30 protein-coding genes are annotated in these 25,192 nt (G+C 60.7%); 16 read left to right on the forward strand and 14 right to left on the reverse strand.

Annotated elements, in window-relative coordinates; genetic code table 11:
- Positions 1–5: 5 nt before the first annotated feature.
- The 4 genes from lpdA to Q9295_RS07220 all read right to left on the reverse strand — a co-directional run bounded on the left by lpdA (position 6) and on the right by Q9295_RS07220 (position 2,573).
- Positions 6–1,394: a dihydrolipoyl dehydrogenase gene (gene lpdA / locus Q9295_RS07205; protein WP_306679846.1), complete on the reverse strand. Its 1,389-nt coding sequence runs from the start codon at positions 1,392–1,394 to the stop codon at positions 6–8.
- Positions 1,395–1,473: 79 nt separating this feature from the next.
- The gene (locus tag Q9295_RS07210) at positions 1,474–1,869 is read right to left on the reverse strand and encodes an MAPEG family protein (protein ID WP_306679884.1); all 396 of its coding nucleotides are present in this window, start codon (positions 1,867–1,869) and stop codon (positions 1,474–1,476) included.
- Positions 1,870–1,882: 13 nt separating this feature from the next.
- The gene (locus tag Q9295_RS07215; protein WP_306679847.1) at positions 1,883–2,275 is read right to left on the reverse strand and encodes an MAPEG family protein; all 393 of its coding nucleotides are present in this window, start codon (positions 2,273–2,275) and stop codon (positions 1,883–1,885) included.
- Between the two features lie 58 nt (positions 2,276–2,333).
- Entirely contained in the window at positions 2,334–2,573 is a 240-nt protein-coding gene (locus Q9295_RS07220; protein ID WP_306679848.1) for a hypothetical protein, read from the reverse strand.
- A gap of 153 nt (positions 2,574–2,726) precedes the next feature.
- Here Q9295_RS07220 and Q9295_RS07225 point away from each other — a divergent pair, with 153 nt between their 5' ends.
- Positions 2,727–2,816: a YHYH domain-containing protein gene (locus Q9295_RS07225; RefSeq protein ID WP_306679885.1), complete on the forward strand. Its 90-nt coding sequence runs from the start codon at positions 2,727–2,729 to the stop codon at positions 2,814–2,816.
- Between the two features lie 58 nt (positions 2,817–2,874).
- On the opposite strand, the gene odhB is transcribed toward Q9295_RS07225, so the two are convergent.
- From odhB to Q9295_RS07260, 7 genes are all read right to left on the reverse strand, one after another.
- A complete protein-coding gene (gene odhB, locus Q9295_RS07230) occupies positions 2,875–4,119 on the reverse strand; it encodes a 2-oxoglutarate dehydrogenase complex dihydrolipoyllysine-residue succinyltransferase (protein ID WP_306679849.1) in 1,245 nt (414 codons plus the stop codon).
- A gap of 11 nt (positions 4,120–4,130) precedes the next feature.
- On the reverse strand, positions 4,131–7,097 hold the full coding sequence (locus tag Q9295_RS07235; protein WP_306679850.1) for a 2-oxoglutarate dehydrogenase E1 component: 2,967 nt from the start codon (positions 7,095–7,097) through the stop codon (positions 4,131–4,133).
- Positions 7,098–7,232: 135 nt separating this feature from the next.
- The gene (gene sucD, locus Q9295_RS07240) at positions 7,233–8,117 is read right to left on the reverse strand and encodes a succinate--CoA ligase subunit alpha (RefSeq protein ID WP_306679851.1); all 885 of its coding nucleotides are present in this window, start codon (positions 8,115–8,117) and stop codon (positions 7,233–7,235) included.
- Between the two features lie 94 nt (positions 8,118–8,211).
- A complete protein-coding gene (gene sucC / locus Q9295_RS07245; protein WP_306679852.1) occupies positions 8,212–9,405 on the reverse strand; it encodes an ADP-forming succinate--CoA ligase subunit beta in 1,194 nt (397 codons plus the stop codon).
- A 204-nt stretch (positions 9,406–9,609) separates the two neighbouring features.
- Positions 9,610–10,815, reverse strand: coding sequence for a hypothetical protein (locus tag Q9295_RS07250; RefSeq protein ID WP_306679853.1), 1,206 nt, complete (start codon positions 10,813–10,815; stop codon positions 9,610–9,612).
- 153 nt (positions 10,816–10,968) lie between these two features.
- Positions 10,969–11,631 carry a class I SAM-dependent methyltransferase gene (locus Q9295_RS07255; protein WP_306679854.1) on the reverse strand — a complete coding sequence of 221 codons (663 nt, stop codon included), beginning with the start codon at positions 11,629–11,631 and terminating at the stop codon, positions 10,969–10,971.
- Positions 11,628–11,783 (reverse strand): hypothetical protein, encoded by a 156-nt coding sequence (locus Q9295_RS07260; RefSeq protein WP_306679855.1) that lies wholly within the window; start codon positions 11,781–11,783, stop codon positions 11,628–11,630. Before Q9295_RS07260 ends, Q9295_RS07255 begins: the two co-directional genes overlap by 4 nt.
- 133 nt (positions 11,784–11,916) lie before the next feature.
- Here Q9295_RS07260 and Q9295_RS07265 point away from each other — a divergent pair, with 133 nt between their 5' ends.
- Positions 11,917–12,252 (forward strand): DMT family transporter, encoded by a 336-nt coding sequence (locus Q9295_RS07265; RefSeq protein ID WP_444860514.1) that lies wholly within the window; start codon positions 11,917–11,919, stop codon positions 12,250–12,252.
- Between the two features lie 64 nt (positions 12,253–12,316).
- On the opposite strand, the gene mdh is transcribed toward Q9295_RS07265, so the two are convergent.
- Positions 12,317–13,279, reverse strand: coding sequence for a malate dehydrogenase (gene mdh, locus Q9295_RS07270; protein ID WP_306679857.1), 963 nt, complete (start codon positions 13,277–13,279; stop codon positions 12,317–12,319).
- Between the two features lie 156 nt (positions 13,280–13,435).
- On the opposite strand from mdh, the gene Q9295_RS07275 reads away from it, so the two are divergent.
- The 14 genes from Q9295_RS07275 (at position 13,436) to Q9295_RS07340 (ending at position 22,648) form a co-directional block, all read left to right on the forward strand.
- On the forward strand, positions 13,436–14,185 hold the full coding sequence (locus tag Q9295_RS07275) for a sulfite exporter TauE/SafE family protein (protein ID WP_306679859.1): 750 nt from the start codon (positions 13,436–13,438) through the stop codon (positions 14,183–14,185).
- A 103-nt stretch (positions 14,186–14,288) separates the two neighbouring features.
- Positions 14,289–15,149: an HpcH/HpaI aldolase/citrate lyase family protein gene (locus tag Q9295_RS07280; protein ID WP_306679860.1), complete on the forward strand. Its 861-nt coding sequence runs from the start codon at positions 14,289–14,291 to the stop codon at positions 15,147–15,149.
- A 43-nt stretch (positions 15,150–15,192) separates the two neighbouring features.
- Positions 15,193–15,750, forward strand: a complete 558-nt coding sequence (locus tag Q9295_RS07285; RefSeq protein ID WP_306679861.1) for an NnrU family protein — start codon at positions 15,193–15,195, stop codon at positions 15,748–15,750.
- Positions 15,750–15,953 (forward strand): DUF1737 domain-containing protein, encoded by a 204-nt coding sequence (locus tag Q9295_RS07290; RefSeq protein WP_306679862.1) that lies wholly within the window; start codon positions 15,750–15,752, stop codon positions 15,951–15,953. Before Q9295_RS07285 ends, Q9295_RS07290 begins: the two co-directional genes overlap by 1 nt.
- A gap of 52 nt (positions 15,954–16,005) precedes the next feature.
- Positions 16,006–17,034 carry a MaoC family dehydratase gene (locus Q9295_RS07295; RefSeq protein WP_306679863.1) on the forward strand — a complete coding sequence of 343 codons (1,029 nt, stop codon included), beginning with the start codon at positions 16,006–16,008 and terminating at the stop codon, positions 17,032–17,034.
- 161 nt (positions 17,035–17,195) lie between these two features.
- Complete coding sequence (locus tag Q9295_RS07300) at positions 17,196–17,852, forward strand: hypothetical protein (RefSeq protein WP_306679865.1); 657 nt, start codon at positions 17,196–17,198, stop codon at positions 17,850–17,852.
- Between the two features lie 214 nt (positions 17,853–18,066).
- Positions 18,067–18,453, forward strand: coding sequence for a succinate dehydrogenase, cytochrome b556 subunit (gene sdhC / locus Q9295_RS07305; protein WP_306679866.1), 387 nt, complete (start codon positions 18,067–18,069; stop codon positions 18,451–18,453).
- Between the two features lie 12 nt (positions 18,454–18,465).
- Positions 18,466–18,837, forward strand: a complete 372-nt coding sequence (gene sdhD, locus Q9295_RS07310; RefSeq protein ID WP_306679867.1) for a succinate dehydrogenase, hydrophobic membrane anchor protein — start codon at positions 18,466–18,468, stop codon at positions 18,835–18,837.
- Between the two features lie 10 nt (positions 18,838–18,847).
- A complete protein-coding gene (gene sdhA / locus Q9295_RS07315) occupies positions 18,848–20,650 on the forward strand; it encodes a succinate dehydrogenase flavoprotein subunit (protein ID WP_306679868.1) in 1,803 nt (600 codons plus the stop codon).
- A gap of 2 nt (positions 20,651–20,652) precedes the next feature.
- Positions 20,653–21,042 (forward strand): succinate dehydrogenase, encoded by a 390-nt coding sequence (locus Q9295_RS07320; protein ID WP_306679869.1) that lies wholly within the window; start codon positions 20,653–20,655, stop codon positions 21,040–21,042.
- Positions 21,042–21,362: a hypothetical protein gene (locus tag Q9295_RS07325; protein WP_306679870.1), complete on the forward strand. Its 321-nt coding sequence runs from the start codon at positions 21,042–21,044 to the stop codon at positions 21,360–21,362. Before Q9295_RS07320 ends, Q9295_RS07325 begins: the two co-directional genes overlap by 1 nt.
- Positions 21,362–21,652, forward strand: a complete 291-nt coding sequence (locus tag Q9295_RS07330) for a hypothetical protein (RefSeq protein ID WP_306679871.1) — start codon at positions 21,362–21,364, stop codon at positions 21,650–21,652. Before Q9295_RS07325 ends, Q9295_RS07330 begins: the two co-directional genes overlap by 1 nt.
- 6 nt (positions 21,653–21,658) lie before the next feature.
- Positions 21,659–22,435, forward strand: coding sequence for a succinate dehydrogenase iron-sulfur subunit (locus tag Q9295_RS07335; protein ID WP_306679872.1), 777 nt, complete (start codon positions 21,659–21,661; stop codon positions 22,433–22,435).
- Positions 22,436–22,453: 18 nt separating this feature from the next.
- A complete protein-coding gene (locus tag Q9295_RS07340) occupies positions 22,454–22,648 on the forward strand; it encodes a hypothetical protein (RefSeq protein ID WP_306679873.1) in 195 nt (64 codons plus the stop codon).
- On the opposite strand, the gene Q9295_RS07345 is transcribed toward Q9295_RS07340, so the two are convergent.
- Together Q9295_RS07345 and glyA are read right to left on the reverse strand one after the other, a co-directional pair.
- Positions 22,639–23,622, reverse strand: coding sequence for an aldo/keto reductase (locus tag Q9295_RS07345; protein ID WP_306679874.1), 984 nt, complete (start codon positions 23,620–23,622; stop codon positions 22,639–22,641). The genes Q9295_RS07340 and Q9295_RS07345 overlap by 10 nt on opposite strands.
- The gene (gene glyA / locus Q9295_RS07350; protein ID WP_306679875.1) at positions 23,619–24,938 is read right to left on the reverse strand and encodes a serine hydroxymethyltransferase; all 1,320 of its coding nucleotides are present in this window, start codon (positions 24,936–24,938) and stop codon (positions 23,619–23,621) included. The genes Q9295_RS07345 and glyA overlap by 4 nt, the downstream gene beginning before the upstream one ends.
- Between the last annotated feature and the right edge of the window lie 254 nt (positions 24,939–25,192).

The raw sequence follows: 25,192 nt of genomic DNA on the forward strand, positions 1-25,192 counted from the left end.
TGTCTTTAGGCGTGGATTGCGCCGTCGCCGCAGGCCAGAGCCGCCTCACGCACCGCTTCCGAGAAGGTCGGGTGGGCGTGGCAGGTCAGCGCCACATCCTGCGCCGAGGCGCCGAATTCCATCGCCACGCAGATCTCATGGATCAGATCGCCCGCACCCGGCCCGATGATATGGCAGCCGAGCACGCGGTCGGTTTCCTGATCGGCCAGAAGCTTCACAAAGCCCTCGCCTTGGAACACGGCTTTCGCCCGCGCATTGCCCATGAAGGAGAATTTGCCGACCTTATAGGCGCGGCCTTCTTCCTTCAGCTGCTCTTCGGTTTTGCCGACCGAGGCGACTTCGGGGGTGGTATAGACCACACCCGGGATCACGGCGTAATTCACATGGCCATGTTTGCCGGCGATGGTTTCGGCCACCGCCATGCCCTCATCCTCGGCCTTATGGGCGAGCATCGGGCCGGCGACCGCATCACCGATCGCGTAAAGGCCGGGGATATTGGTGGCGAGATGGTCATTGGTTTTGATGGTGCCGCGCGGGCCCATCTCAACGCCCAAAGCCTCAAGGCCCAGACCCGTGGTATAGGGTTTGCGGCCCGTGGCGACGAGGACGACCTCGGCCTCGATCTCGCCGGGCTTGTCGTCTTTGCGCAGCTTCCATGCGACTTTCGCGACATTGCCTTGGCGTTCCACCACTTGCACCGCCGCACCCAGCACGAATTTGATGCCTTGCTTGGCCAAGATGCGCTGGAAGCTTTTGGCGACCTCGGCGTCCATGCCGGGGGTGATCGCGTCGAGATATTCGACCACGGTCACTTCGGCGCCCAGACGGGCATAGACCGAGCCCATCTCAAGCCCGATCACACCGGCGCCGATCACCACCATCGATTTGGGGATCTTCGGCAGCGAGAGCGCGCCGGTCGAGGTGACGATGACCTCTTCATCCACCGTGATGCCCGGCAGGACCGAAGCCTCAGACCCCGTGGCGATGACGATGTTTTTCGCCGAATGGACTTCCTCGCCGACCTTCACTTGGCCGGGGGCGGTGATCTCACCCCAACCTTTCAGCCAGGTGACTTTGTTCTTTTTGAACAGGAACTCGATGCCCTTGGTGTTGCCCGAGATCACATCATCCTTGTAGCGCAGCATCTTTTCCCAATCCACGCTGGGATTGGCGCCCATCAGGCCCATTTTCTCAAAGTTGGTTTGGGCTTCGTGGAGCTGATGCGTGGCGTTCAGCAAAGCTTTCGACGGGATGCAGCCAACGTTCAGGCAGGTGCCGCCAAGGGTTTCACGCCCTTCGACGCAAGCGGTTTTCAAGCCAAGCTGGGCGGCCCGAATGGCGCAGACATAGCCGCCGGGGCCGCCGCCAATAACGATCAGGTCGAAGTCAGCCATGGGGTTTCTCCTTATAGGCCGAAGGCCGGGGGCTGCCTGCCCCCGGACGTCCGGGGATAGTTAAGTTCTGATAAAGCGGTCAGAGCAGAGCTGCGACCAGAAGGGTGAGGGTTGCGAGAAAGCCAATCGCCCAGATCGCCGAGCGCCAGGGGCGCCAGCCAAGGGCATAGGCCGGGATGTAGAGGATGCGGGCGGCAAGGAAGATCCAAGCGGCCGTTTGGGTGAGCGGGCTGGACTGGCCCGAAAGGGTGATCGTCACCACGGCGAGGGTGAAAAGGATCAGCGCCTCGAAATGATTGTTGAGCGCGCGTTGCAGCCTTGCCGTGCGGATCGAAAGCTGCCGCGAGGGCGGTCGGTCGCGGGCCGAGGAGGTATAGCCGGTCCCAAGCTCGATATTCGCCGGGATGGCGAAGAGCAGGAATTGCAGCGCTTGCAAGAGGCCGCATAGCGCGAGGACGGTCAGCTCTGGCGTCATAAGGTCGGGCATCTCAGAACAGCCCGATGATCAAAAGCGCCATGGTGGCACCTGCGCCCAGAGCCCAGATGAGCGAGCGCCAAGGCTGCCAGCCAAGCGCATAGGCCGGCACATAGATCGCCCGCAGCGCCACATAGAGCCAAGCCAAAACCGCCGTGGTGGCCGAGGTCTTCTGCGCCAGCACCACCACAAGCACGGCAATGATGAAGGGGCCGATATTCTCGGTGAAATTGGCATTGGCGCGGCGCAGGCGCAGGGTCAGCGGCGAGAGTTGTGCTTCTAGGTTCTCGCGCGTGCCGGCATTGCCCTCACGCCCGATGTCGCGGGTCAGGAAGCGTTGCGACACGAAGATGCTGGCGAAATGCACGAAGGCAGCGGCGGCAAGGGCGGCAAGTTCTGGGGTCATCTGAAAGCTCTCTCCACAGCCGATCTGACGGCGTAACGGGCGGAATTTGCGGCCATTGTCACAAGGTCTTCAGGAACCGGGCCGTGCCTGCGCCATGCAATTCACCTTCCACCTTCAACCATTCCTCGGCCCCCGACCGGTCGCGCAGTTCGAACAGGCAAACCACTGCGCCATTGGCCTCATCGCGCCAGATTTGCAAAAGCGAAAGGCCCGCCGCTGCGCGCATCTCGGCCCTGGCGTCGAAATCCTGTTGCCAAGCGGCAGGATCAGCGGCGGCGTAGTCGAGAAGAAGCTGCATCGGCGGGCCCTTTCAACTGTGGTCGTGTCAACTCGGACGTGAGGCAACAAGATTGACTCAGTTACAAGTCAACCCTCATTAATGTTCCATTAAGCATTCAAACATTGGAGCCAAGACATGAAACTGACCTTTACAGCCGTCGTAGCCCTTTTCATGGCAAGTCAAGCAATTGCCCACAGCGGTGGTACAAACTCTGCGGGTTGCCATAACGACACGAAAACGGGCGGCTATCACTGTCATTGAACATCCGGACCCCAGCTGTCGAAGCTGATAAGGCGGGCATTGCCCGCCTTAAGTTTTATTACAGATCCATCAGCAGGCGGCGGGGATCTTCCAGCGCCTCTTTAACGCGGACGAGGAAGGTCACAGCGCCTTTGCCGTCGACGATGCGGTGATCGTAGCTCAAAGCCAGATACATCATCGGGCGGATCACGATCTGACCATTGACCACCACCGGGCGGTCTTGGATCTTATGCATGCCCAGAATACCCGATTGCGGCGGGTTCAGGATCGGCGAGGACATCAGCGAGCCGTAGACGCCACCGTTCGAGATGGTGAACGAACCACCTTGCATCTCGGCCATCGAGAGCTTGCCGTCACGGGCGCGCAGGCCCAACTCGGCGATCTTTTTCTCGATCGCAGCAAAGCCCATCTGATCGGCGTCACGGACAACCGGAACCACCAGACCCGAGGGCGTGCCAACAGCCACGCCCATATGGACGTAGTTTTTATAGACCACATCGGTGCCGTCGATCTCGGCATTGACCTCGGGGACTTCTTTCAAAGCATGGGTGCAGGCTTTGACGAAGAAGGACATGAAGCCCAGCTTCACGCCATGCTTCCTCTCGAAGGCATCCTTGTATTCGTTGCGCAAGGCCATGATGCCCGACATATCGACCTCGTTATAGGTCGTCAGCATCGCGGCAGTGTTCTGCGCATCCTTCAGCCGGCGCGCGATGGTCTGGCGCAGGCGGGTCATCTTCACGCGCTCTTCGCGGGCCGCATCATCGGCCGGAACCGGGGCGCGCGGGATCGCGGCTTGGGCCGGGGCCGGGGCCACAGCCGCTGCCGCCGCACCCGAGGCACCAGCAACCGCACGGGCCACGTCTTCCTTCATCACCCGGCCATCTTTGCCGGTGGCCTGCACGGCGTCACGCGACAGGCCGGCTTCCGCCATGGCCTTCTTGGCCGAGGGCGCATCTTCCACATCGGCGCGCGGGGTCACCACTTCGGGGCCAGCGCCGGGCGAACCCACAGCGGCAGCCGCCTCGGCCTTCGGCTCAGCCGCTTTCGGAGCGACAGCACCGGCAGCGCCTTCGGTCACAATCGCCAGCCGCGCACTGGCGGCAACCGTGGTGCCTTCCGGCGCCAAGATCTCGGCCAGAACGCCCGAAACCGGCGAGGGCACTTCGACCGAGACCTTATCGGTCTCCAACTCGCAAAGCATCTCGTCTTGCTTCACCACATCGCCGGGCTTCTTGAACCAGGTCGACACCGTGGCTTCGGAAACGCTTTCGCCCAGGGTGGGCACCATGACATCGGTCATATCTAACTCCTTCAGGCGATGGTCAGCGCGGCATCGACCAGCGCAGTTTGTTCAGCTTTATGGCGCGAGGCGAGACCCGTGGCCGGCGAGGCAGCGGCCACGCGGCCGACATAACGCGCCCGGGTATTGGTGCCGCGCACCTTGCTCAGAAGCACTTCCAGTTCCGGCTCGATATAGGACCAAGCGCCTTGGTTCTTCGGCTCTTCTTGGCACCAAATGAACTCGGCATTGGGGAAACGCGACAACTCGGCAGTCAGTGCCATGCCCGGGATCGGGTACAGCTGCTCGACGCGCAAGAGATACACATCATCCAAGCCCCGCGCATCGCGTTCGGCCAGCAGGTCGTAATAGACCTTGCCCGAGCACAGCACGACGCGCTTGATCTGGTCATCAGACTTCAGCACCAGATCGGAATGGCCCTTCTGCGCATCGTCCCAAAGGACGCGGTGGAAGGTCGAGCCATTGGTGAAATCTTCCGCATCCGAGATGCACATCGGATGACGCAGCAGCGACTTCGGCGTCATCAGGATGAGCGGCTTACGGTAGCTGCGGTGCATCTGGCGGCGCAGAATGTGGAAATAGTTGGCCGGGGTCGAGCAATTCGCCACGATCCAGTTTTCCTCGGCCGAGTTCTGCAAGAACCGCTCCAAACGGCCCGAGCTATGCTCCGGCCCTTGGCCTTCCATGCCATGCGGCAAGAGGACCACAAGGCCCGACATCCGCAGCCATTTCGATTCACCCGAGTTGATGAACTGGTCGAACATGATCTGCGCGCCATTGGCGAAATCGCCAAATTGCGCTTCCCAGATGGTCAGACCATTCGGCTCGGCCAGCGAGTAGCCATATTCAAAGCCCAGAACCGCATATTCCGAGAGCATCGAGTCGATGACCTCATAGCGCGCTTGACCGGCGCGGATGTGGTTCAGCGGGTAGTAACGCTCTTCGCTGTTTTGGTCGATCAAAGCCGAATGGCGCTGCGAGAAGGTGCCGCGGGTGCAATCTTGGCCCGACAGACGGACCGGGAAGCCTTCGATCTGCAAAGAGCCAAAGGCCAAAGCCTCGGCCGTGGCCCAGTCAAAGCCCTTGCCTTCGGCAAACATCTTGCCCTTGCCATCCAGCTGACGCTGCACGGTTTTGTGGATCGCAAAGCCTTCGGGCGCGCGGGTCAGCGCGGTGCCGATATCGGCCAAAGCCTCGGGCGTGATCCAAGTTTCGCCGCGCTGGTAGTTCTCCAGATCCTTGGTCTGCAAATGCTTCCAGCGGCCGTCCAGCCAGTCGGCCTTGTTCGGACGGTAATCCTTACCCGCTTCAAACTCTTCGTTGAGCTTGGCTTGGAAGGCCGCCTTCATATCCTCGATCTCGCCCTCGGGGATCAGGCCATCCGCCACCAGCCGCTCGGTATAAAGCTGCAAGGTGGTCTTTTGCTTGCGGATGCGGTTGTACATCGTCGGGTTGGTGAACATCGGCTCATCGCCTTCGTTGTGACCAAAGCGACGGTAGCAGATGATGTCCAGCACCACGTCTTTGTGGAATTTCTGACGGAACTCGGTCGCCACGCGGGCGGCATGGACCACGGCTTCCGGGTCATCGCCGTTCACATGGAAGATCGGCGCTTCCACCATCAAGGCGATATCCGTGGGATAGGGCGAAGTGCGCGAGAAATGCGGCGCGGTGGTGAAGCCGATTTGGTTGTTCACCACGATATGCAGACAGCCGCCGGTGCGATGGCCTTTGATGCCGGAAAGCTGCAAGCATTCCGCCACCACGCCTTGGCCGGCAAAGGCCGCATCGCCATGCAACAGGATCGGCAGCACGGCGGTGCGGTCGGCCTGATCGTTCAACTGGTCTTGCTTGGCGCGGGCCTTGCCCAGAACCACCGGGTTCACGGCCTCAAGGTGGCTGGGGTTCGCGGTCAGCGACAAGTGCACCTTGTTGCCATCGAACTCACGGTCCGACGAGGCGCCAAGGTGATATTTCACGTCACCCGAACCGTCGACATCCTCGGGCTTATAAGAGCCGCCTTGGAATTCGTTGAAGATTGCGCGGTAGGGCTTGCCCAGAACGTTGGCCAGAATGTTCAACCGGCCGCGGTGCGGCATGCCGATGATGATGTCTTTGACACCCAGCTGACCACCACGCTTGATGATCTGCTCCATCGCCGGGATCAGCGCTTCGCCGCCGTCCAAACCAAAGCGCTTGGTCCCCATGTATTTGACATGGAGGAATTTCTCATAGCCCTCAGCTTCGACCAGCTTGTTGAGGATCGCTTTGCGGCCCTCACGGGTGAAGGCAATCTCTTTGCCATAGCCCTCAATGCGCTCTTTCAACCACGAGGCTTGCTCGGGGTCCGAAATATGCATGTATTGCAGCGCGAAGGTGCCGCAATAGGTGCGCTTCAGGATATCAAGGATCTGCCGCATCGAGGCATGGGTCAGGCCCAAAACGTTGTCGATGAAGATCGGACGGTCCAGATCGGCTTCGGTGAAGCCATAATTCGCCGGGTCCAGTTCGGGCTGTTCGGTGCCTTCACGCATCCCCAGCGGGTCCAGATCTGCCGCCAAATGCCCGCGGATCCGGTAAGCGCGAATGATCATCAGCGCACGGATCGAGTCGATCACCGCGCGCTGCAATTGTGCTTCGGTCAGGTTCACGCCCTGATCGGCTGCTTTCGCCGCAATCTTCGCACCTGCCGCTTTGGCATCCTTAGCCTGCGCCACCGGCCATTCGCCGGTCAGCGCGCCCGTCATCTCATCACGCGGCTGCGGCGGCCAATCGGCCCGCGCCCAAGACGGCCCCTCGGCGGCGCGTTTCGCCTCAACCTCGGTGTCGCCCATCGCGCGGAAGAACTCGGCCCAAGCGGCATCCACCGAATTGGGGTCCGAGGCGTAGCGCGCCTGCAATTGATCGATGTAATCCGCATTGGCCCCGTCAAGGAAGGACGAGGCGTTGAAGGCGGCGGTGGGGGACTGGTCGGTCATTGAATTACCTCAAGCCGGGTGGACCGTATCGGTTTTGGTCTTCTAGGGCGGGCGCGGTTAGGCGACGTCTTTAGCATATTAAGTTGGCAAAAGGCGGGCAGGGCGCATCACGCCACTTGCCCGCCTTTGGATAGATTAGCCTTTGATGGCTTTCAGCACAGCTTCACCCAGCGTTGCCGGGCTGTCGGCCACGACGATGCCTGCGCTTAGCATGGCTTCGATCTTGGATTCCGCATCGCCTTTGCCGCCAGCGACGATCGCGCCAGCATGGCCCATGCGGCGGCCCGGAGGTGCGGTGCGGCCAGCGATGAAGCCAGCGGTCGGCTTCCAACGGCCTTTTTTCTTCTCGTCAGCCAAGAACTGCGCGGCTTCTTCTTCGGCCGAGCCACCGATCTCACCGATCATGATGATCGAGGTGGTTTCGGGATCTGCGAGGAACATCTCCAGCACGTCGATATGCTCGGTGCCCTTGATCGGGTCGCCGCCGATGCCGACAGCCGAGGACTGGCCCAGACCAACATCGGTGGTTTGCTTCACGGCTTCATAGGTCAGCGTGCCCGAGCGCGAGACCACACCCACCGAGCCGACCGAGAAGATCGAGCCCGGCATGATGCCGATTTTGCACTGGTTCGGAGTCATCACGCCGGGGCAGTTCGGCCCAATCAGACGCGACTTCGAATTGATCAAAGCGCGCTTCACTTTCATCATGTCGAGCACCGGGATGCCTTCGGTGATGCAAACGATCAGCTCGATCTCTGCATCGATGGCTTCCAGGATCGAGTCAGCCGCGAAGGGCGGCGGCACATAGATCGCGGTCGCGGTCGCGCCAGTGCGCTCCACCGCTTCATGCACCGAGTCAAAGACCGGCAGGTTAAGATGCGTGGTGCCGCCCTTGCCGGGGGTCACACCGCCCACCATTTGCGTGCCGTAAGCGATCGCTTGTTCCGAGTGGAACGTGCCTTGGCTGCCGGTGAAGCCTTGGCAGATCACCTTGGTATTCTTGTCAATGAGAACGGCCATCGGGGCCTCCATATCTAGCGTTGGTTGCCCGGACATCCGCCGGGCCGCATTGAAATTACGGGGTCGCGTCGGGGGCAGGGCCCCCTTCGAAACCTTAGCCCTTCACAGCCTTCACGATCTTCTCGGCGCCGTCCTTCAGATCATCGGCCGCGATCACATTCAGACCGCTTTCGTTGATGATCTTCTTGCCGAGCTCCACGTTCGTGCCTTCCAAACGCACGACCAGAGGCACTTGCAGACCCACCTCTTTCACCGCTGCCACAATGCCCTCGGCAATGATGTCGCAACGCATGATGCCGCCGAAGATATTGACCAAAATCCCCTTCACCTGCGGGTCCGAGGTGATGATCTTGAAGGCTTCCGTCACCTTCTCCTTGGTCGCACCGCCGCCCACGTCGAGGAAGTTGGCAGGCTCAGCACCGTAAAGCTTGATGATGTCCATCGTGGCCATCGCCAGACCGGCGCCGTTCACCATGCAACCAATCTCGCCGTCCAGCGCGATATAGTTCAGGTCAAACTTCGAGGCCGCCAGCTCTTTGGGATCTTCCTCGGTCTCGTCGCGCAAAGCGGCGATATCGGGGTGGCGATAGATCGCATTGCCGTCAAAGCCCATCTTGGCGTCAAGAAGCTTCAGATTGCCATCGGTCAACACCACGAAGGGGTTGATCTCCAGCATATCCATGTCTTTGTCGGTGAAGAGACGGTAGAGGTTCTTCACAATCGCCACGCATTGCTTGACTTGCGCGCCTTTCAGACCCAGCGCGAAAGCCACGCGGCGGCCGTGGAAATCTTGCAGACCCGCTGCCGGATCAACCGAGAAGGTGTGGATTTTCTCGGGGGTCGCATGTGCGACCTCTTCAATATCCATGCCGCCTTCGGTCGAAGCAACGATCGAGATCCGGCTGGTCTGACGGTCGATCAGCAGCGCGAGATACAATTCCCGCTCGATGTCCGAACCATCTTCAATATAGATGCGGTTGACTTGCTTGCCAGCCGGGCCGGTCTGGATCGTCACCAAAGTGCGGCCCAGCATCTGGCGCGCAAACTCGGCAGCTTCTTCGACCGATTTGGCCAGACGCACGCCGCCCTTTTCGCCCGCTTCCGCCTCAAGGAATTTGCCCTTGCCGCGACCACCCGCGTGGATCTGCGACTTCACCACCCAAAGCGGACCATCCAGCTCGCCAGCGGCAGATTTCGCCTCTTCAGCGCGCTGGACCAAGCGGCCGTCCGAGACCGGGATGCCATAGCTGCGCAAAAGAGCCTTGGCCTGATATTCGTGGATGTTCATGCAATCACTCCGGTGAGGCGTCAGGTTTGGGGGGTTCTGCCACAAAACAAAGGGGGGGCCAAAGCGATTTTCCGTGCGCAGCGGCAAATCGGCAGAGAATGGCAGATTATGTGATCACAGAATTTAAAAGTGTGATCACAGTTTCAAAAACTGTGATCACCCGGTTTGCTTGCAGCCCATTGCAGGGGCGATTCGCAGTAAAAATTAGTTTAAAAAGATAGCAAATAGCATCGAGTCGCCCATCACCAACCGCTCAAACTCGCGCCACGACTGGGCCGAGGCTTGGGGGCCTTTGCGGACATAGGGCAAGAAGGCTTCGCCTTGGATCATACCGATCAGATCCACGGCGGGCGGCTCTTGGAAAAGCTTTGCCACATCGATGCCCGCCTCGGCCCCATAGCGCCAATGCGGCAGCAAAAGCTCGCCCTTCAGGATCTTCTCGCCGTCCAGCAGCACCTCTTGCCAATGCGCCCCCAGACCCTGCGGCACCGGCAGGCCCAGGCCCGAGGCTTGGCGGTCATTCGGGATCCATTCATGGTCATTGTCGGTCTCAATCTCGACCAAGGCCCAGAACCGCCGGTTCTCGCGGATCACCGCCAAAAGATGCGCATGCGCGCTGGCCGCCAGCGCCTGATCCGGAGCGCTCGCCAGCGCATGCAAGATGATCGCCACCCGGTCGACTTGGTTGCCAAACATCATATCAAAGGCGGTGTTGAACGGCGTGGTGCCGTGGAATTCGGCAATCTTTTCATTGGCTTTCGTCACCCGATCGACCGCCGCAGCTGGGTCATAGGCCTGTGCGACATGCACCACCGCCGACAAAAGATGGGTATAGGCGGTCAGCCAAGCCGCATCGGCGGTGTCAAAGCGGATCGCGGGGTCGACCATTTCGGTGCCGCCAAAACCGCCCAAGCCCAGCGTCAGCCCCGCGATTTGCGCAACGGACTCGCCCGCATCGCGGATGCCGTTCATGTTGATGTCAAACCACAGATCTTTCAGCGCAATTTCCAACTGGAACTGCTGCTCGCCCAGCGTGCTGAGCGCCGCCCTTGCCGCCTCCATCTGCCCGTCCACACCGCTCATCAAGGTGTTAAGATCGGCGCCGGTGAAGGCGCGCGCATCGGGGTTTTGCGGGATCGGCAGGCGCAGGATCGGCAGTTCCGACCAATCGGCTTGCAGGTCGGTCTGCCAGCGCAGTTGCAATGCCGCCTCGACCCCCGACAGGAACCGCACCCCGGCCAAAGCGAATAACTCGGGCGGCGCAGGGTCGGGCAGGGCCGCCAGCCGCGTCTCGGTGGCCTTCAACCCGGAGCTGCCAATCTCGGCGGAGAGGGCCGAAGGCTCGGCAAGGCTCGTGCCAGCCAGCATCAGACTGGCAAGAGCGAAAGCGGGGGAGAGCAGGGCGCGCATGACAATCTCCTTGCAGCGGAGGGGCAGGATGCGCGCCGCAAAGGGGGCGGTCAATTGGCCGAGGGGTGGGGAAATCCGCCTGCGGCCGAGGTAAGGCCGAAAGCCATACCTAAGCCATACGCAAACCAGACGTAAAACAGACGTTGATTGGGCCTAGATCGGCTCCAAAACGCAGAGATCTTGGCCGCGCGGCAGCACCCTTGTGCGCCAGCTGACCGCAAAGCCTGCGGCCTCGGCATCCGCCTCTACATCTGCCCTATAGCGGTGGTAGGGCGGGCGGTGCGGATGGGTCACAACACCGTCTTTTTGTCGGTAAGCGCCGGCATGGCCTTCAGGCGCGATGAACACCGTGAAGAGAAGTTTTTGCAGCGATGTCAGGTGCTTGCGGGCCGAGATCAGCGCTGGCCGCAGCATCTCGGCAGGCAAATGCGCAAAGACGCCAAAGGCAATGGCGTAATCTATATCTTGTGGCACGCCTGCGTAGGAAAAGCTGGCATCCTCGACCAGCTGTTCGCGCGGCAATCTTGCCTGCGCCGCCGGGGATAACTCCACCTCCCAGCCGCGCTGCATCAGCGGGCCCGAGGCATCCGTCCCCCAATAATGCCCTGAATCCAACCAGTTAACCGCCAGATGCCCCAGCCGCAAACAGCCGCAACCGATGTCGAGAAGTCGGTGCTCAGGCTCCAACCCCTCATCAATCAATGCGGCCATCTGCACAAAGCCAGTTTCATCCCACCGCCCACCAACGATGTCGCGATGTTTCCCTTTTTCAAGGGCTTGGTCGTAAAAGCCCGGCTTCAGATAGGGTGAGCTCAACCCGCCGCCTTCTTCGCCGCCGCTGCCTTCATGCGCTCCAAAAGCGCAGTCTTATCATTGGCTTCGGTCTTCGGCGCACCTTTTTGCGAGCCGCGCTTCGACTTGGGCGAGGTCTTGGCGGTATTGGCGCCGCCGGATTTCGAATAGTCCATTTAGGGCCTCCGCATGAAATTCTTCTCGGGAAGTGCCGCATTCCCGCTCCGGGGGCAAGGGGGTACCCCCCATCGTCTATATCTTGTGCGCTTTCCCCGCCCATGCTCTCCTGTCCGAAAAACGGGAGGAACCATGCAACGCGCCACAATATTTCTGCTATTTGCCATTGTGTTAGAGGTGATCGCCACCACAGCCCTAGCCCGGAGCCAAAGCTTCTCAAAACTCTGGCCCAGCGTCATCGCCATCCTAGGCTATGTGGGCGCTTTTTACTTTTTGTCATTCCCCTTGCGCAGCATGCCCACCGGCATCGTCTATGCGATCTGGTCGGGGCTGGGCATCGTGCTTATCACCATTGTCGCTTGGATCTGGGCCAGGCAAACCCTTGATCTGGCGGCAATCCTTGGCCTTGCCCTGATTATGGGCGGCGTCTTGGTGATCCACCTCTTCTCAAAATCCGTGGGTCATTAAGCCCAAAGAAGAAGCGCCCCCGGACGAACCGGAGGCGCTTTTTCACGCGATCTTAAGGCTTTGTTCAGGCCAGCGAGGGATCAATGGCTTTGCAAGCCGCCAAAAGGCCCTTCACCGCATCCACCGACTTGTCGAACATGGCTTGCTCGTCAGCATTCAGCTTGATGTCGACGATTTTCTCGATGCCACCCGCACCAATGATGGTCGGCACGCCAACATACATGCCGTCCAGACCGAACGCGCCATCCACATAGGCCGCGCAAGGCAGCAGGCGCTTTTGGTCCTTGAGATAGGCCTCAGCCATCTCAATCGCCGAGGTTGCCGGAGCGTAGAAGGCCGAGCCGGTTTTCAACAGGCCAACGATCTCGGCGCCACCATCACGGGTGCGCTGCACGATGCCGTCCAGCTTCTCTTGAGTGGTCCAACCCATTGAAACCAAATCAGGAAGGTTGATGCCGCCAACGGTCGAATAGCGCACCATCGGCACCATCGTGTCGCCGTGCCCGCCCAGAACGAAAGCGGTCACATCGCGCATCGAGACGTTGAACTCGACTGAGAGGAAGTGGCGGAAGCGGGCGGCATCCAAGACGCCAGCCATGCCCACCACCTTGTGATGCGGCAGGCCCGAGAACTCGCGCAGAGCCCAAACCATCGCGTCCAAGGGGTTGGTAATGCAGATCACGAAAGCGTTCGGGGCATGCTCTTTGATGCCTTCGCCGACCGATTTCATCACTTTGAGGTTGATGCCCAGCAGGTCATCACGGCTCATGCCGGGCTTGCGCGGCACGCCAGCGGTGACGATGCAGACGTCAGCGCCCGCGATATCGGCGTAGGAGTTGGTGCCCTTCAGGACGGCATCGAAGCCCTCGACCGGGCCGCATTGTGCAAGGTCAAGTGCCTTGCCCTGCGGGGTGCCTTCGGAGATGTCGAACAAAACGACATCGCCGAGTTCCTTGGTCGCAGCCAGATGAGCCAGCGTGCCGCCGATTTGGCCCGCGCCGATAAGAGCGATCTTGGGTCGTGCCATGAGGACCTCCTAAGGTTCAGTTTGGGGCAAGGCGTTAGACCCAAAATATGGCGCTGTCCAGCATTGCGAGAGACCTGCGGTATGCAATGGCATACGAATTAGGGGGTTCCCCGCTTATCTGCCACGGGTTAGCGATATCAGGGGCAGGGGGATGCGATGGTGGGATGGGAATTTTGGCTGGCGGCGGTGATCGCGGCAAGCTTGGTGGGGGCGGGCAAGGGGGGGGTGCCGATCGTCGGCATGTTGGGCGTGCCGGTTCTCTCGCTGGTGATTCCCCCCGGCGTGGCCGCCGGCTTGCTGCTGCCGGTCTATATCATCAGCGATATGTTCGGCCTATGGGCGTACCGGCGCGACTATAACGGGCGGGTTTTGGCGATCGTTTTGCCCGGAGCGGTCTTGGGCATCGCCTTTGGCTGGGCCACTGCGAGCTTGGTGCCCGAACCGGCAGTGCGGGTGATCGTCGGGGGGATCGGCGTAAGCTTTGCGCTGAACCTTCTTCTGCGCAAAGGAGTCGTGGCCCAAGCGCGCGCAGCGAAGGTGGGGCCGGGTCTTTTTTGGGGCGCGATGACTGGGTTCACGAGCTTCGTCAGCCATGCCGGCGCGCCGCCTTGGCAGGTCTATACTTTGCCCTTGGGGATGACGCGTATTGTTTTTGCGGGCACCTCAACGATCGCTTTTGCGGTGATCAATCTGGTGAAGCTGCCACCCTATATCGCCTTGGGATTGGTGAACTTTTCCAGTTTGAAGTTGGCGCTGCTGCTGGCCATTCCCGCCTCAATCGCGGTGTTTTTAGGCATGCGGCTGGTCAAGATTTTGCCGGAAAGACTGTTCTTTCAGCTGGTGACTTGGGCGCTTTTGGCGATCTCGATCCGGCTGATCTGGGATGGCGCGCGGGCTTTGCTTTAGGCGCAGCGTAGCAGATAAAATTTCTGCATTGCGGCAAATCCGCCCTTGATGAATGTGGCTGATTGTGGTCTCACGGCGCAATAATATTGCGTGAGGATCTGAGATGTCCCGTCCCTGCCGTTCCGTCCTCTATATTCCCGCCGCGCGTGAACGCGCGATGGAAAAGGCGCAAAGCCTGCCTGCGGATGCGATCATCTTTGATCTCGAAGACGCGGTCGCGCCGGAGGAAAAAGTCACCGCGCGTGACACTTTGGGCCGCGCTTTGCGCGAGATGGAGTTTGGCACCCGGCTGCGGATCGTGCGGATCAATGGTTTTGACACCGAATGGGGCAAGGACGATGCGGCCGCTTTGGCAAAGGCGCGGGCCGAAGGTGTGCAGATCGACGCCGTGCTTTTGCCGAAAGTGAACCAGCCCGAGGATCTTCAGGCCTTGGCCGAAGTCCTTCCCGGCATTGACCTTTGGGCGATGATGGAGACGGCGGCGGGCATGTTGAATGCCGCCTCGATCGCCAGCCACCCCGCCCTGCGCGGCATGGTGATGGGCACCAATGATCTGGCCAAAGAGCTGAATGCCCGCTACCGCGCCGACCGTTTGCCGATGCAAGCCGGCCTTGGGCTTTGCCTTTTGGCCGCCAAAGCGCATGGGCTGACCATCATCGACGGCGTCTATAACGCCTTTAAGGATGATGCGGGTCTGCGCGCCGAATGCGACCAAGGCCGCGACATGGGCTTTGACGGCAAAACCCTGATCCATCCGGCGCAACTCTCTGTTGCGAATGAGGCTTTTGCGCCCTCTGAAGCCGAGATCGACTTGGCCCGCCGCCAGATTGAAGCCTTTGACGCCGTGTTGGCCTCGGGCGGGGGGGTCGCGGTGGTCGATGGCAAGATCGTGGAAAATCTGCACGTTGTGACGGCCCGGGCCACCTTGGCCAAGGCCGAAGCGATTGCGGCGATGGCGGAATAAGGGCAGGGTCAGCGCAACCCATTCATCCAGCCGGAGACGCCCGATGACCCTATTGATTGCAGGCCTAGCCCTATGGTGCGCCGCGCATCTTTTGCGCCGCATTTCCCCCGAAACCCGCGCCCGGCTGGGCGGCTCGGGCAAAGCCGTGATCGCCGGCCTTCTGGTTCTGTCGGTGGTGCTGATGGTGCTGGGCTACCGCGGGGCTGAGTTTGTGCCGGTCTATACCCCGCCCGCAGGCTCGGGCCATATCAACAACACATTGATGCTGATCTCGGTTTTCCTGTTCGGCGTGGGCGGCACCAAGGGCACGCTTTACCCGAAGATCCGCCACCCGATGCTTTGGGGCGCGGTGATCTGGTCGGTCGCGCATCTTTTGGTCAACGGCGACCGCGCCTCGCTGGTGCTCTTTGGCGGCATCGGGCTTTGGGCGCTGGTCAGCATGGCGCTGATCAACCGCGCGGGCGCTTGGGTTCGCCCCAATAATGGGCGCGGGATCAAGGGCGATGCGATGAACCTTTTTGGCACTTTGGTGCTCTTTGGCCTGATCGCAATGGTGCACAAATGGCTGGGGCACCCGGTCTTTGAGGGGAGTTATTACTGATGCGGCTTTATCGCTTTCTAAGTGACGACGATACCTCGGCTTTTTGCCACAAAGTCAGTCTGGCTTTGTCCAAAGGGTGGGAGCTGCACGGCTCACCGACCTATGCGTTCGACGCCGCCAATGGCGTCATGCGTTGTGGTCAAGCGGTCGTGAAAGAGGTGGCGGGCGAATATTCCCCAGATCTGAAACTGGGCGAGCAATAAGCCGCCCTTATCTCTGGCCGCTATAGTGGCCGGGGGCTCGACAGGAGAGAGCATGAAGACCAATCCGGGCCGTTTTTTTGAGGATTACCGCATGGGGGAGGTGATCGCCCATGCGGTGCCGCGTACGCTTTCGGGCGGCGAGCGGGCGCTTTATCACGCGCTTTATCCGGCCCGGGGCGCGCTTTATTCCAGCGATGCTTTTGCGCGCAGCTGCGGCCTAGCCGCAAGCCCGATGGACGATCTGATCGCCTTCCATACGGTCTTTGGCAAAACTGTCCCCGATATCAGCCTCAATGCCGTGGCCAATCTCGGCTATGCCGAGGGGCGCTGGCTTTTGCCGGTTTGGCCGGGCGATACATTGCGCGCGGAATCCACCGTCATCGGGCTGAAGGAGAACTCCAACGGCAAAACCGGCGTGGTCTGGGTGCGCACCCGCGGGCTTAATCAGCGTGATGAGCTGGTGCTGGAATATGTGCGCTGGGTGATGGTGAAAAAGAACAGCAGCACTCCGGCAGCAGAGGCGGTTGTTCCAAAACTGCAAGAATCTGTGCCGTCCGAGGCTTTGGTGGTGCCGGAAGGCTTGGATTTCTCCAATTACGATTTCACCCTTGCGGGGGAGCGCCACCGCTGGGGCGATTATCAGATTGGCGAGCAGATCGACCATGTTGACGGCGTCACCGTCGAAGAGGCCGAACATATGCTGGCAACGCGGCTTTGGCAGAACACGGCCAAAGTGCATTTCGACGCCACCAACCGCGACGATGGCAAAAGGCTGATCTATGGCGGCCATGTGATCTCACTGGCCCGCGCCTTGTCCTTCAACGGGCTGGCGAATGCGCAAATGATCGTCGCTTTGAATGCAGGCGCCCATGCCAACCCTTGTTTCGCCGGTGATACGGTGAAAGCTTGGAGCGAGGTTTTGGACCGCGCCGAAACAACGGCGCCCGGTGTGGGCGCTTTGCGGCTACGTTTGGTGGCGGTGAAGCAAGGGGCCGAGCCTTTCGCTTTGCGCGATGACGTGGGCAAATACCAGCCCGAGGTTTTGCTCGATCTTGATTATTGGGCCTTGGTGCCGAAGTAATCCAAAGCCGAAAGTGAGCCGCGTCTTGCGGATTGCGGCTCAATTACCTGCTGTGGCGATATTGCACAGTTGTAGAAGAACCGCACAAAGGCGCGCGCAATAGTCTTGCCGCAACGCCGACTCATATCTCAACCTGAAAGGGTCAAGGATAGGAGCACCAAATGCGCAGCCAGAAAACACGTTTCGGTTTGTCTCTGTCTCTCGTAACGGGCCTGTTGGCCGCCTCGCCCACATTGGCGCAAGAGATGACGCTTTATGGCGGTCTGGAGCTGGAGCATCTCACCGAAGGCGATTGGGACGCGCAGACGGAAGTCAGCGGCTATCTCGAGCTGGAATATGGCGGGGCCTATGTCGGTGCGACCGCGCATGGGCTTGACGTGGATGGCGAGGATTACTTCGACGTCTATGTCGGCTATCGTGGTGAATCGGGGCAGCTTTCCTACACCGGCTACGCGACCTATTACATCAACACCGACAGCGTTGCGAACTGGGACGATTACGTCGAACTGGGTGTCGAATTTGACTATGCTGTGAATGACGCCTTCTCGCTGGGCGCGGATTTCTATTACGAGCCGAAGAACAGCCACAGCAGCCATTACCTCTCGGCCGCCTATACGATCTCGGACAGCTTCTCGACCGATATCTCGATCGGCCGCTATGAGGACGGGGCCGGGGGCTGGAGCAAAGAATGGGAGCTGGGCGGCACCTATTACATCGGGGACGAGACCAGCATCGACCTGCGCTACTATGAGGGCGAGGACTACGGTGGCTATTTCGGCCTGTCGCTGGCTTGGGACACCACGATCTTCACCCGCTGACCGGCTTTAAGGCCATTTTCCCAGCCGTGATCACTTTTGTGATCACGGCTATTTTGTTTGTGATCACGCAACTGAGAAAAATCTTGCCGTCGCAGCGCTAACGGTACGAATTTGCCTGCCCTAAGGCGTGACTTGCCCGTAGAAATGAGCCATTGAGAGAAAATCAGCGCGCCCGGCCCTTGTTTTGGGCGAGCCAGCGACAAAGGGAACCGACATGGCAAAGGCCAAGCGGGTCGAACGGCCCCTCTCACCCCACCTACAGATTTATCGGTGGCATATTCCGATGCTCACCTCGATTCTGACGCGGGTTACCGGTCATGCCTTGGTGGCTGGCGTGATCCTTGCGGTCTGGTGGCTCATCGCTGCCGCCACATCCGATGCGTATTTTGATCTGGCGAATGCGGTTGCGACCAGCTGGTTTGGTGATCTGGTGTTCACCGGCTCGCTTTGGGCGATTTGGTATCACTACCTCGCCGGACTTCGGCATCTTTACTATGATGCTGGGCATGGTCTCGACATCCCAACGGCTGAAAAGCTGGGCTGGGCCTGCATCATCGGTTCGGTCGTGTTGACCGTGATCACAATTTTCCTGATCCAGTAAGGAGCGGCGAGAATGCGCTACCTGACCGCCCGCAAACGTGCCGAAGGCAAAGGGGCCTCTGGCTCTGGGACCGAGCATCACTGGGCTATGACCGTCTCGGCCGTCGGCTTGGCCTTCCTTGTCCCGGTCTGGCTTTACATCTTTGGCTCGGCCCTTGGTGGCACGCGCGCCGAGGTGCTTGAGACCTTCGCGCGGCCTTTCCCGGCCATCCTCACTGCCCTGACCCTCGTGATCGGCATGCGCCATTTCGCAATGGGCGCCTCCGGCATGATCGAGGATTACCTGCACGGCACCGCTCGCAAAGCTGCGATCATCTTCGTGATCTCGCTGGCTTGGGTCATCGCCGCCGTTGGCATTTTCGCGCTTCTGAAAATCGCGCTCTGAAGGAACGACCATGACTGCCTATCCTTATGAAGTGCATGATTATGACGTGATCGTCGTGGGCGCCGGCGGGGCAGGTCTTCGCGCCACCCTCGGCATGGCCGAACAGGGCCTGCGCACCGCTTGCGTGACCAAGGTCTTCCCGACCCGCTCGCATACTGTGGCGGCGCAAGGCGGCATCGCGGCCAGCTTGGCCAATATGGGCCCCGACAATTGGCAGTGGCATATGTATGACACGGTCAAGGGGTCGGACTGGCTCGGCGATACGGATGCGATGGAATACCTTGCCCGTGAAGCGCCCAAAGCGGTTTACGAGCTTGAGCATTACGGCGTGCCCTTCAGCCGCACCGAAGAGGGCAAGATCTATCAGCGTCCCTTCGGTGGCCACACCACCGAATTCGGTGAAGGCCCGCCGGTGCAGCGCACCTGCGCCGCCGCTGACCGCACCGGCCACGCCATTTTGCACACGCTTTATGGCCAGTCGCTGAAGGAAAAGGCCGAGTTCTACGTTGAATATTTCGCGCTTGATCTGATCATCACCGATGGTGCTTGCACCGGTGTGGTCTGCTGGAAGCTCGACGACGGCACGATCCATGTCTTCAACGCCAAGATGGTGGTGCTGGCGACCGGCGGCTATGGCCGCGCCTATTTCTCGGCCACCTCGGCCCATACCTGCACCGGCGACGGTGGCGGCATGGTTGCCCGCGCTGGCCTGCCTTTGCAGGATATGGAATTCGTGCAATTCCACCCAACCGGCATCTACGGCTCGGGCTGCCTGATCACCGAAGGTGCTCGCGGCGAAGGCGGCTATCTCACCAACTCGGAAGGTGAGCGCTTCATGGAGCGCTATGCGCCCCATTACAAAGACTTGGCGCCCCGCGACTATGTTTCGCGCTGCATGACGATGGAGATCCGGGAGGGCCGCGGCGTTGGCCCCAACAAGGATCACATCCACCTGCACCTGAACCACCTGCCCAAGGAATCGCTGGAGCTTCGCCTGCCGGGCATCACCGAATCCGCGCGCATCTTCGCCGGTGTCGATCTGCACAAAGAGCCGATCCCGGTGCTGCCGACCGTGCATTACAACATGGGCGGTGTGCCGACCAACTATTGGGGTGAGGTGCTGAACCCCACCGCCGAGAACCCCGATGCGGTCTTCCCCGGCCTGATGGCTGTGGGTGAGGCGGGCTGTGCCTCGGTGCATGGTGCCAACCGTCTTGGCTCTAACTCCTTGATCGACCTTGTCGTTTTCGGCCGTGCGGCCGCGATCCGCGCCGGTCAAGTGGTGGACAAGAACGCGCCCGTGCCCGCGACCAACGTGGCGCAGGTGGAAAAGGCGCTCGACCGGTTCGACGCTTTGCGCAATGCCAATGGCTCGATCTCGACCGCCGATCTGCGGCTTGAGATGCAGCGCACCATGCAGCGCGACGCCGCCGTCTTCCGCACCGACAAGACCCTTGCCGAGGGTGAGGTCGAGATGACCAAGATCGCCGCCAAAATGGCCGATCTCAAAGTCACCGATCGCAGCCTTGTGTGGAACAGCGACCTGATGGAGACCTTGGAGCTGGCCAACCTGATGCCCAACGCTCTGGCCACGATCTACGGCGCGCATGCCCGCACCGAAAGCCGTGGTGCGCATGCGCATGAGGATTACCCGGCCCGCGACGATGCCAATTGGCGCAAGCACACTCTGGCTTGGGTCGATGGCAATCAGGTCACCTTGGGCTACCGCGCCGTGCATCTGGACCCGCTGACCACCGAGGCCGATGGCGGGATCTCGCTGAAGAAAATCGCCCCTGCCGAGCGGAAGTTCTAAGCATGCGCGCCGCGTTGAAAGCCTCTGGCATCACGGCCTTGCTCGCGCTGACCCTCTCGGGCTGTGTGGCGGGCGAGGTGGTGATGCAAGAAACCACGCGCTCTTTGGCGCGGTCGGCGGTCAATGCGGCGGCGGCGCGCTATGTGCCGGGCGTCAATGTTGCGCCCTACACCGATTGCGTGATCAACAACGCCACCACGGCCGAGCTGATCCAACTGGCGCAAGCGGCCGGGGCAGGGGCCACCGGTGGCGCTGCGCAGGATGTTGCCGCAAGTGCTTGGCCAGTGGTGCGCAGCGTAGCCAGCCGCCCCGAGGCGACGCAATGTTTGGTCCAGACCCTATCGACCAGCCAAATCCTGGCAGGTCAGGGCTTGGCCTTGGGAGGGCTATGATGAAGATGCGTGCCTCGATCCTGTTGATTTGCCTGCCACTTATCGCCGCTTGTGATCCGCAAGCCGTGGCTGATAACACCACCCGCCGCATGGCGGCCGATGTGGTCGAGGCCGTAGTTCTGCGCGACATGCCAGCCGCGCCCGCCAAGGCCGCAACCGAATGCATCCTGCAAGCTGCCAGCGTCGAAGAGCAGCGCGCTTTGGCCGCCGATTACGCGGTTGAGGCTGGCACTTTGACCAAAGAAAACATCCGCAATCTGGCCCTTCGTCCCGCCGCGCAAAGCTGCTTTGCCGCCTCGGGCGTGCCTCCGGTGCGCTGATGAAACGGCTCCTGATCTTGCCCTTGCTGCTGGTCGCTTGCGGCCCCGTCTCGGTCCAACAGGCCGAGCGCGATTGTTTTGACCGCGCCGAACTGGCGCAAAAGCCGCGCGGCACAGTCAGGATCGGCGGCACCTCCTCGGGCACCATTGCCGGAGGCTTGGATCTAAGTATTTCGTCGGATTACGTCATGGGCAAAGACCCATCGGCGGTATTCGAGACCTGCGTCATGGCCAAATCCGGCCAGGCGCCCACACGCCCGATTTACGATATGCCCGGCTGGAAAGGCTGACTTCCCATGGTCCAGTTCACACTCCCGAAGAATTCCAAGATCCGCACCGGCAAGACTTGGCCGAAGCCTGAAGGCAAGAACATCCGTAAGTTCTTGATCTATCGGTGGAATCCCGATGATGGCCAAAACCCGCGGGTGGATACCTATTTCTTGGACATGGACACTTGCGGTCCGATGGTTCTGGACGCGCTGATCAAGATCAAGAATGAGATTGACCCGACGCTGACCTTCCGCCGCTCGTGCCGTGAAGGGATTTGTGGCTCTTGCGCGATGAACATCGACGGCGGCAACACTTTGGCCTGTATCTTCGGTCTCGATGAGATCAAGGGCGATGTGAAGATCTACCCGCTGCCGCATATGGCGGTGGTGAAGGATTTGATCCCGGACCTGACGCATTTCTACGCTCAGCATGCCTCGATCATGCCTTGGCTTGAGACCAAGACCAACCGTCCCGCGAAAGAGTGGCGCCAGTCGATCGAGGACCGCTCGAAGCTCGATGGGCTTTATGAATGCGTGATGTGCGCATCCTGCTCGACGGCCTGCCCAAGCTATTGGTGGAACTCGGATAAATACCTCGGCCCGGCGGCTTTGCTGCATGCTTATCGCTGGATCGTCGACAGCCGGGATGAGGCGACGGGCGAGCGTCTCGACGGTCTGGAAGACCCGTTCAAGCTTTATCGTTGCCACACGATCATGAACTGCGCCAAGACCTGCCCCAAGGGGCTGAACCCGGCCAAAGCCATCGCCGAGATCAAGAAGATGATGGTCGATCGGGTGGTTTGATCTGGAAAGGGGCGGGGGATGTCTGCCCTTCTTCTGATCGCTGGCATTGCTGCCGTCTTTATCTATCAATGGTTTAGCAAGCGCGGGTCAACATTGACCCGCGCTTGCCGTTGGCGCATGGACCGTTCAGTCGCGCCGGATTTCTGGCGCTGCGCCGCCTGCGGGGCCGAGACGCGGGGGGATGAGCCCCGCGCCTGTATGGCTCAGGAATAGCGCTCGACGCTGGCGCTTAGTGCATCGCTGTAGCGATCCCCCCAAGCCCAACCGACCGGCAGGATCTGCCGGATCCCACTGCGTTCATCATCGTTAAGATCGATCTCCGCCGCCCCGATCCATTCGCCCAGATGCGTAGGCGTGCGGGTGCCGGGGATCGGCAGGATGTGGCTGCCCTGGTCCAAGAGCCAAGCCAAGGCCAAAGCGGCGGGCTCATAGCCACGGCTCAGCGCATAGGTCTTGAAAGCCTCAAGCTTGCTGCGGTTATGCGGCCAATTATCGGGCGCAAAACGCGGCACCAGCTTGCGAAAATCATCCGTGGCGAAGCGGGCAGGATCGGCAATGTCGCGGGCAAAAACGCCGCGCCCCAAGGGCGAGAAGGCCACGAGCGTGATGCCAAGCCGGGCGCAAAGCTGGGTCAGGCCCAACTCCGGCTGGCGCGACCAGAGCGAATATTCATTCTGCACCGCGGTGACGGGGTGCACCGTATGAGCGCGCTCCACCGTTCCCGGCGCCACTTCCGAAAGCCCGTAACTCAGGATTTTCCCTTCTTCTTGAAGGCGTTGCATGGTGCCTGCAAGATCCTCGGCTGGCACCTCGGGCGCATGACGATGCGCGTAGAAGAGCTGGACATGATCGACGCCAAGGCGCTTGAGACTGCTTTCAAGCTCGGCCCGCAGATAGGCCGGATCGTTGTTCACTGTGCGCGGTGGACCGTTCACGATGCCGGCTTTGGTGGCGATCATCGGACGATGCGGGCGGCTGGCGAGCCAGCGACCGATCACCGTCTCGCAATGGCCATTGCCGTAAATATTGGCCACATCAAAGAAATTGATGCCCTGATCCCAAGCCGCATCCATCGTGCGGAAGCTGTCTTCTTCCGTGGCGACGCCGAAAATGCCGCCAAACGACAGGCAGCCCAGCCCGATGGAGGAAACGTCGGGCCCGTTGCGGCCAAGTTTGGTAAATTTCATTTGTTCACATAATGCAGGCCCTGAAACTTTGCGCGCAATGCGCGGGTCTTCGGGGCGATGGTTTCCGGTGCGTTGGACCGTAGCGCCTCGGCGATCAAAGTGGCAAGGGCGGGGGCGTCCGCAGGCGTCACACCGCGCCGCACCAGCTCGGGCGTTCCGATGCGCAAGCCATTGAGATCGCCCGCAACTTGCGCAATCGGCAGGCCAATGCCACAGGCAAGGAAGCCCGCCTTGCGCAGGGTTTTCGAGGCCGCTTGCCCGCCGCCAAAAGCGGCCGCTTCGATGGCGAATTGGTGGCTGCGACTGGCGCCTTTTTCGGCCGCATAGACGGGCAGGCCAAGGGCGGAGAGCTCTTTGGCAAGCGCTTGGGCCAGATCGACCATGGCTTGGGCATAGGCGCGGCCTTGGTCGCGCCAGTCGAGAAGGCTGAGGGCGAGGGCGGCGGATTTTGCAGCATCAAAATTGGCGGTCAGGCCGGGGAAGGCGATCGCGTCAAGGCGCTCTGCGATATCGGCCTCATTGGTGACGATAAGCCCGCCGGCGGGGCCGCCCAAAGATTTATAGGTGCTCATCGTCATCAGATGCGCGCCTTCAATCAATGGGTTAGCCCAAATGCCGCCAGCGATAATGCCGCATTGATGGGCGGCGTCGAAGAGGACTTTGGCACCGACTTCATCGGCGATCTTGCGGATCTCGGCGATGGGGTGGGGGAAGAGGTTTAGGCTGCCGCCGATGGTGATGATTTTGGGTCTGACGGCATGGGCCAAGTTCTGAAGGGCTGCAAGATCAATGGTATAGCCGTCGGCGTTGACGGGGGCGGCGTGGGTGGTGAGGCCGTAGAGACCGGCGCAGCCGTCGGCGTGATGGGTGACATGGCCGCCGATGGAACCGGGGGGCGCGATGATCGCATCGCCCGGCTTGGCTAAGGCCATGAATCCATAGAGATTTGCGAGGGCTCCGGAGGCTACGCGGATTTCGGCGTAGCGGGCTTGGAAGATTTCGGCGGCGAGGGCGGCGGCGAGAACCTCAATCTCTTCAATGGCTTCGAGGCCCATCTCATATTTGTCGCCGGGATAGCCCAAAGAGGGGCGCGAGCCGAGGCCACGGGCCAGTGCGGCCTCGGCTTTGGGGTTCATCACATTGGTGGCGGGGTTGAGATTGAAACACTCGCGATCGTGAATTTCTTCGTTGAGATCAATGAGTTCTTCGATGCGCGCTGCAATGTCAGCGGAGGGTTTTTGAACGGTTTGGGCAAGGTTCTGGACATGGGCCTCACAAGCCTGAGGAACCCAAGGGCGGGGGGAAAGATGCGTCATTTCGGGCCGTCTCCGCTGTCAGTTCAGCCCTTCCCGCAGCCGCTCTGGCCCCGGTGGGCCGGGTTTATAGGGGGAGTATGCGGGGGGATTTCGGCCTTGGGAAGGGGTATGGCCGAGGTATGGGTTACGTATGGCTTACGTATGGTTTTGGTGGGGCTGGTGGGGGAAGGGGCGGCGGGACAATATTGCTAGGGTCAGGACCCATTGATTATCCACTCGCGGCGTGATTCAGGCTCCGCGAGGAGACTGACAGA

The sequence above is a fragment of the Pseudogemmobacter lacusdianii genome (genome assembly GCF_030848395.1).
Taxonomy (GTDB): Bacteria; Pseudomonadota; Alphaproteobacteria; order Rhodobacterales; family Rhodobacteraceae; genus Pseudogemmobacter; species Pseudogemmobacter lacusdianii.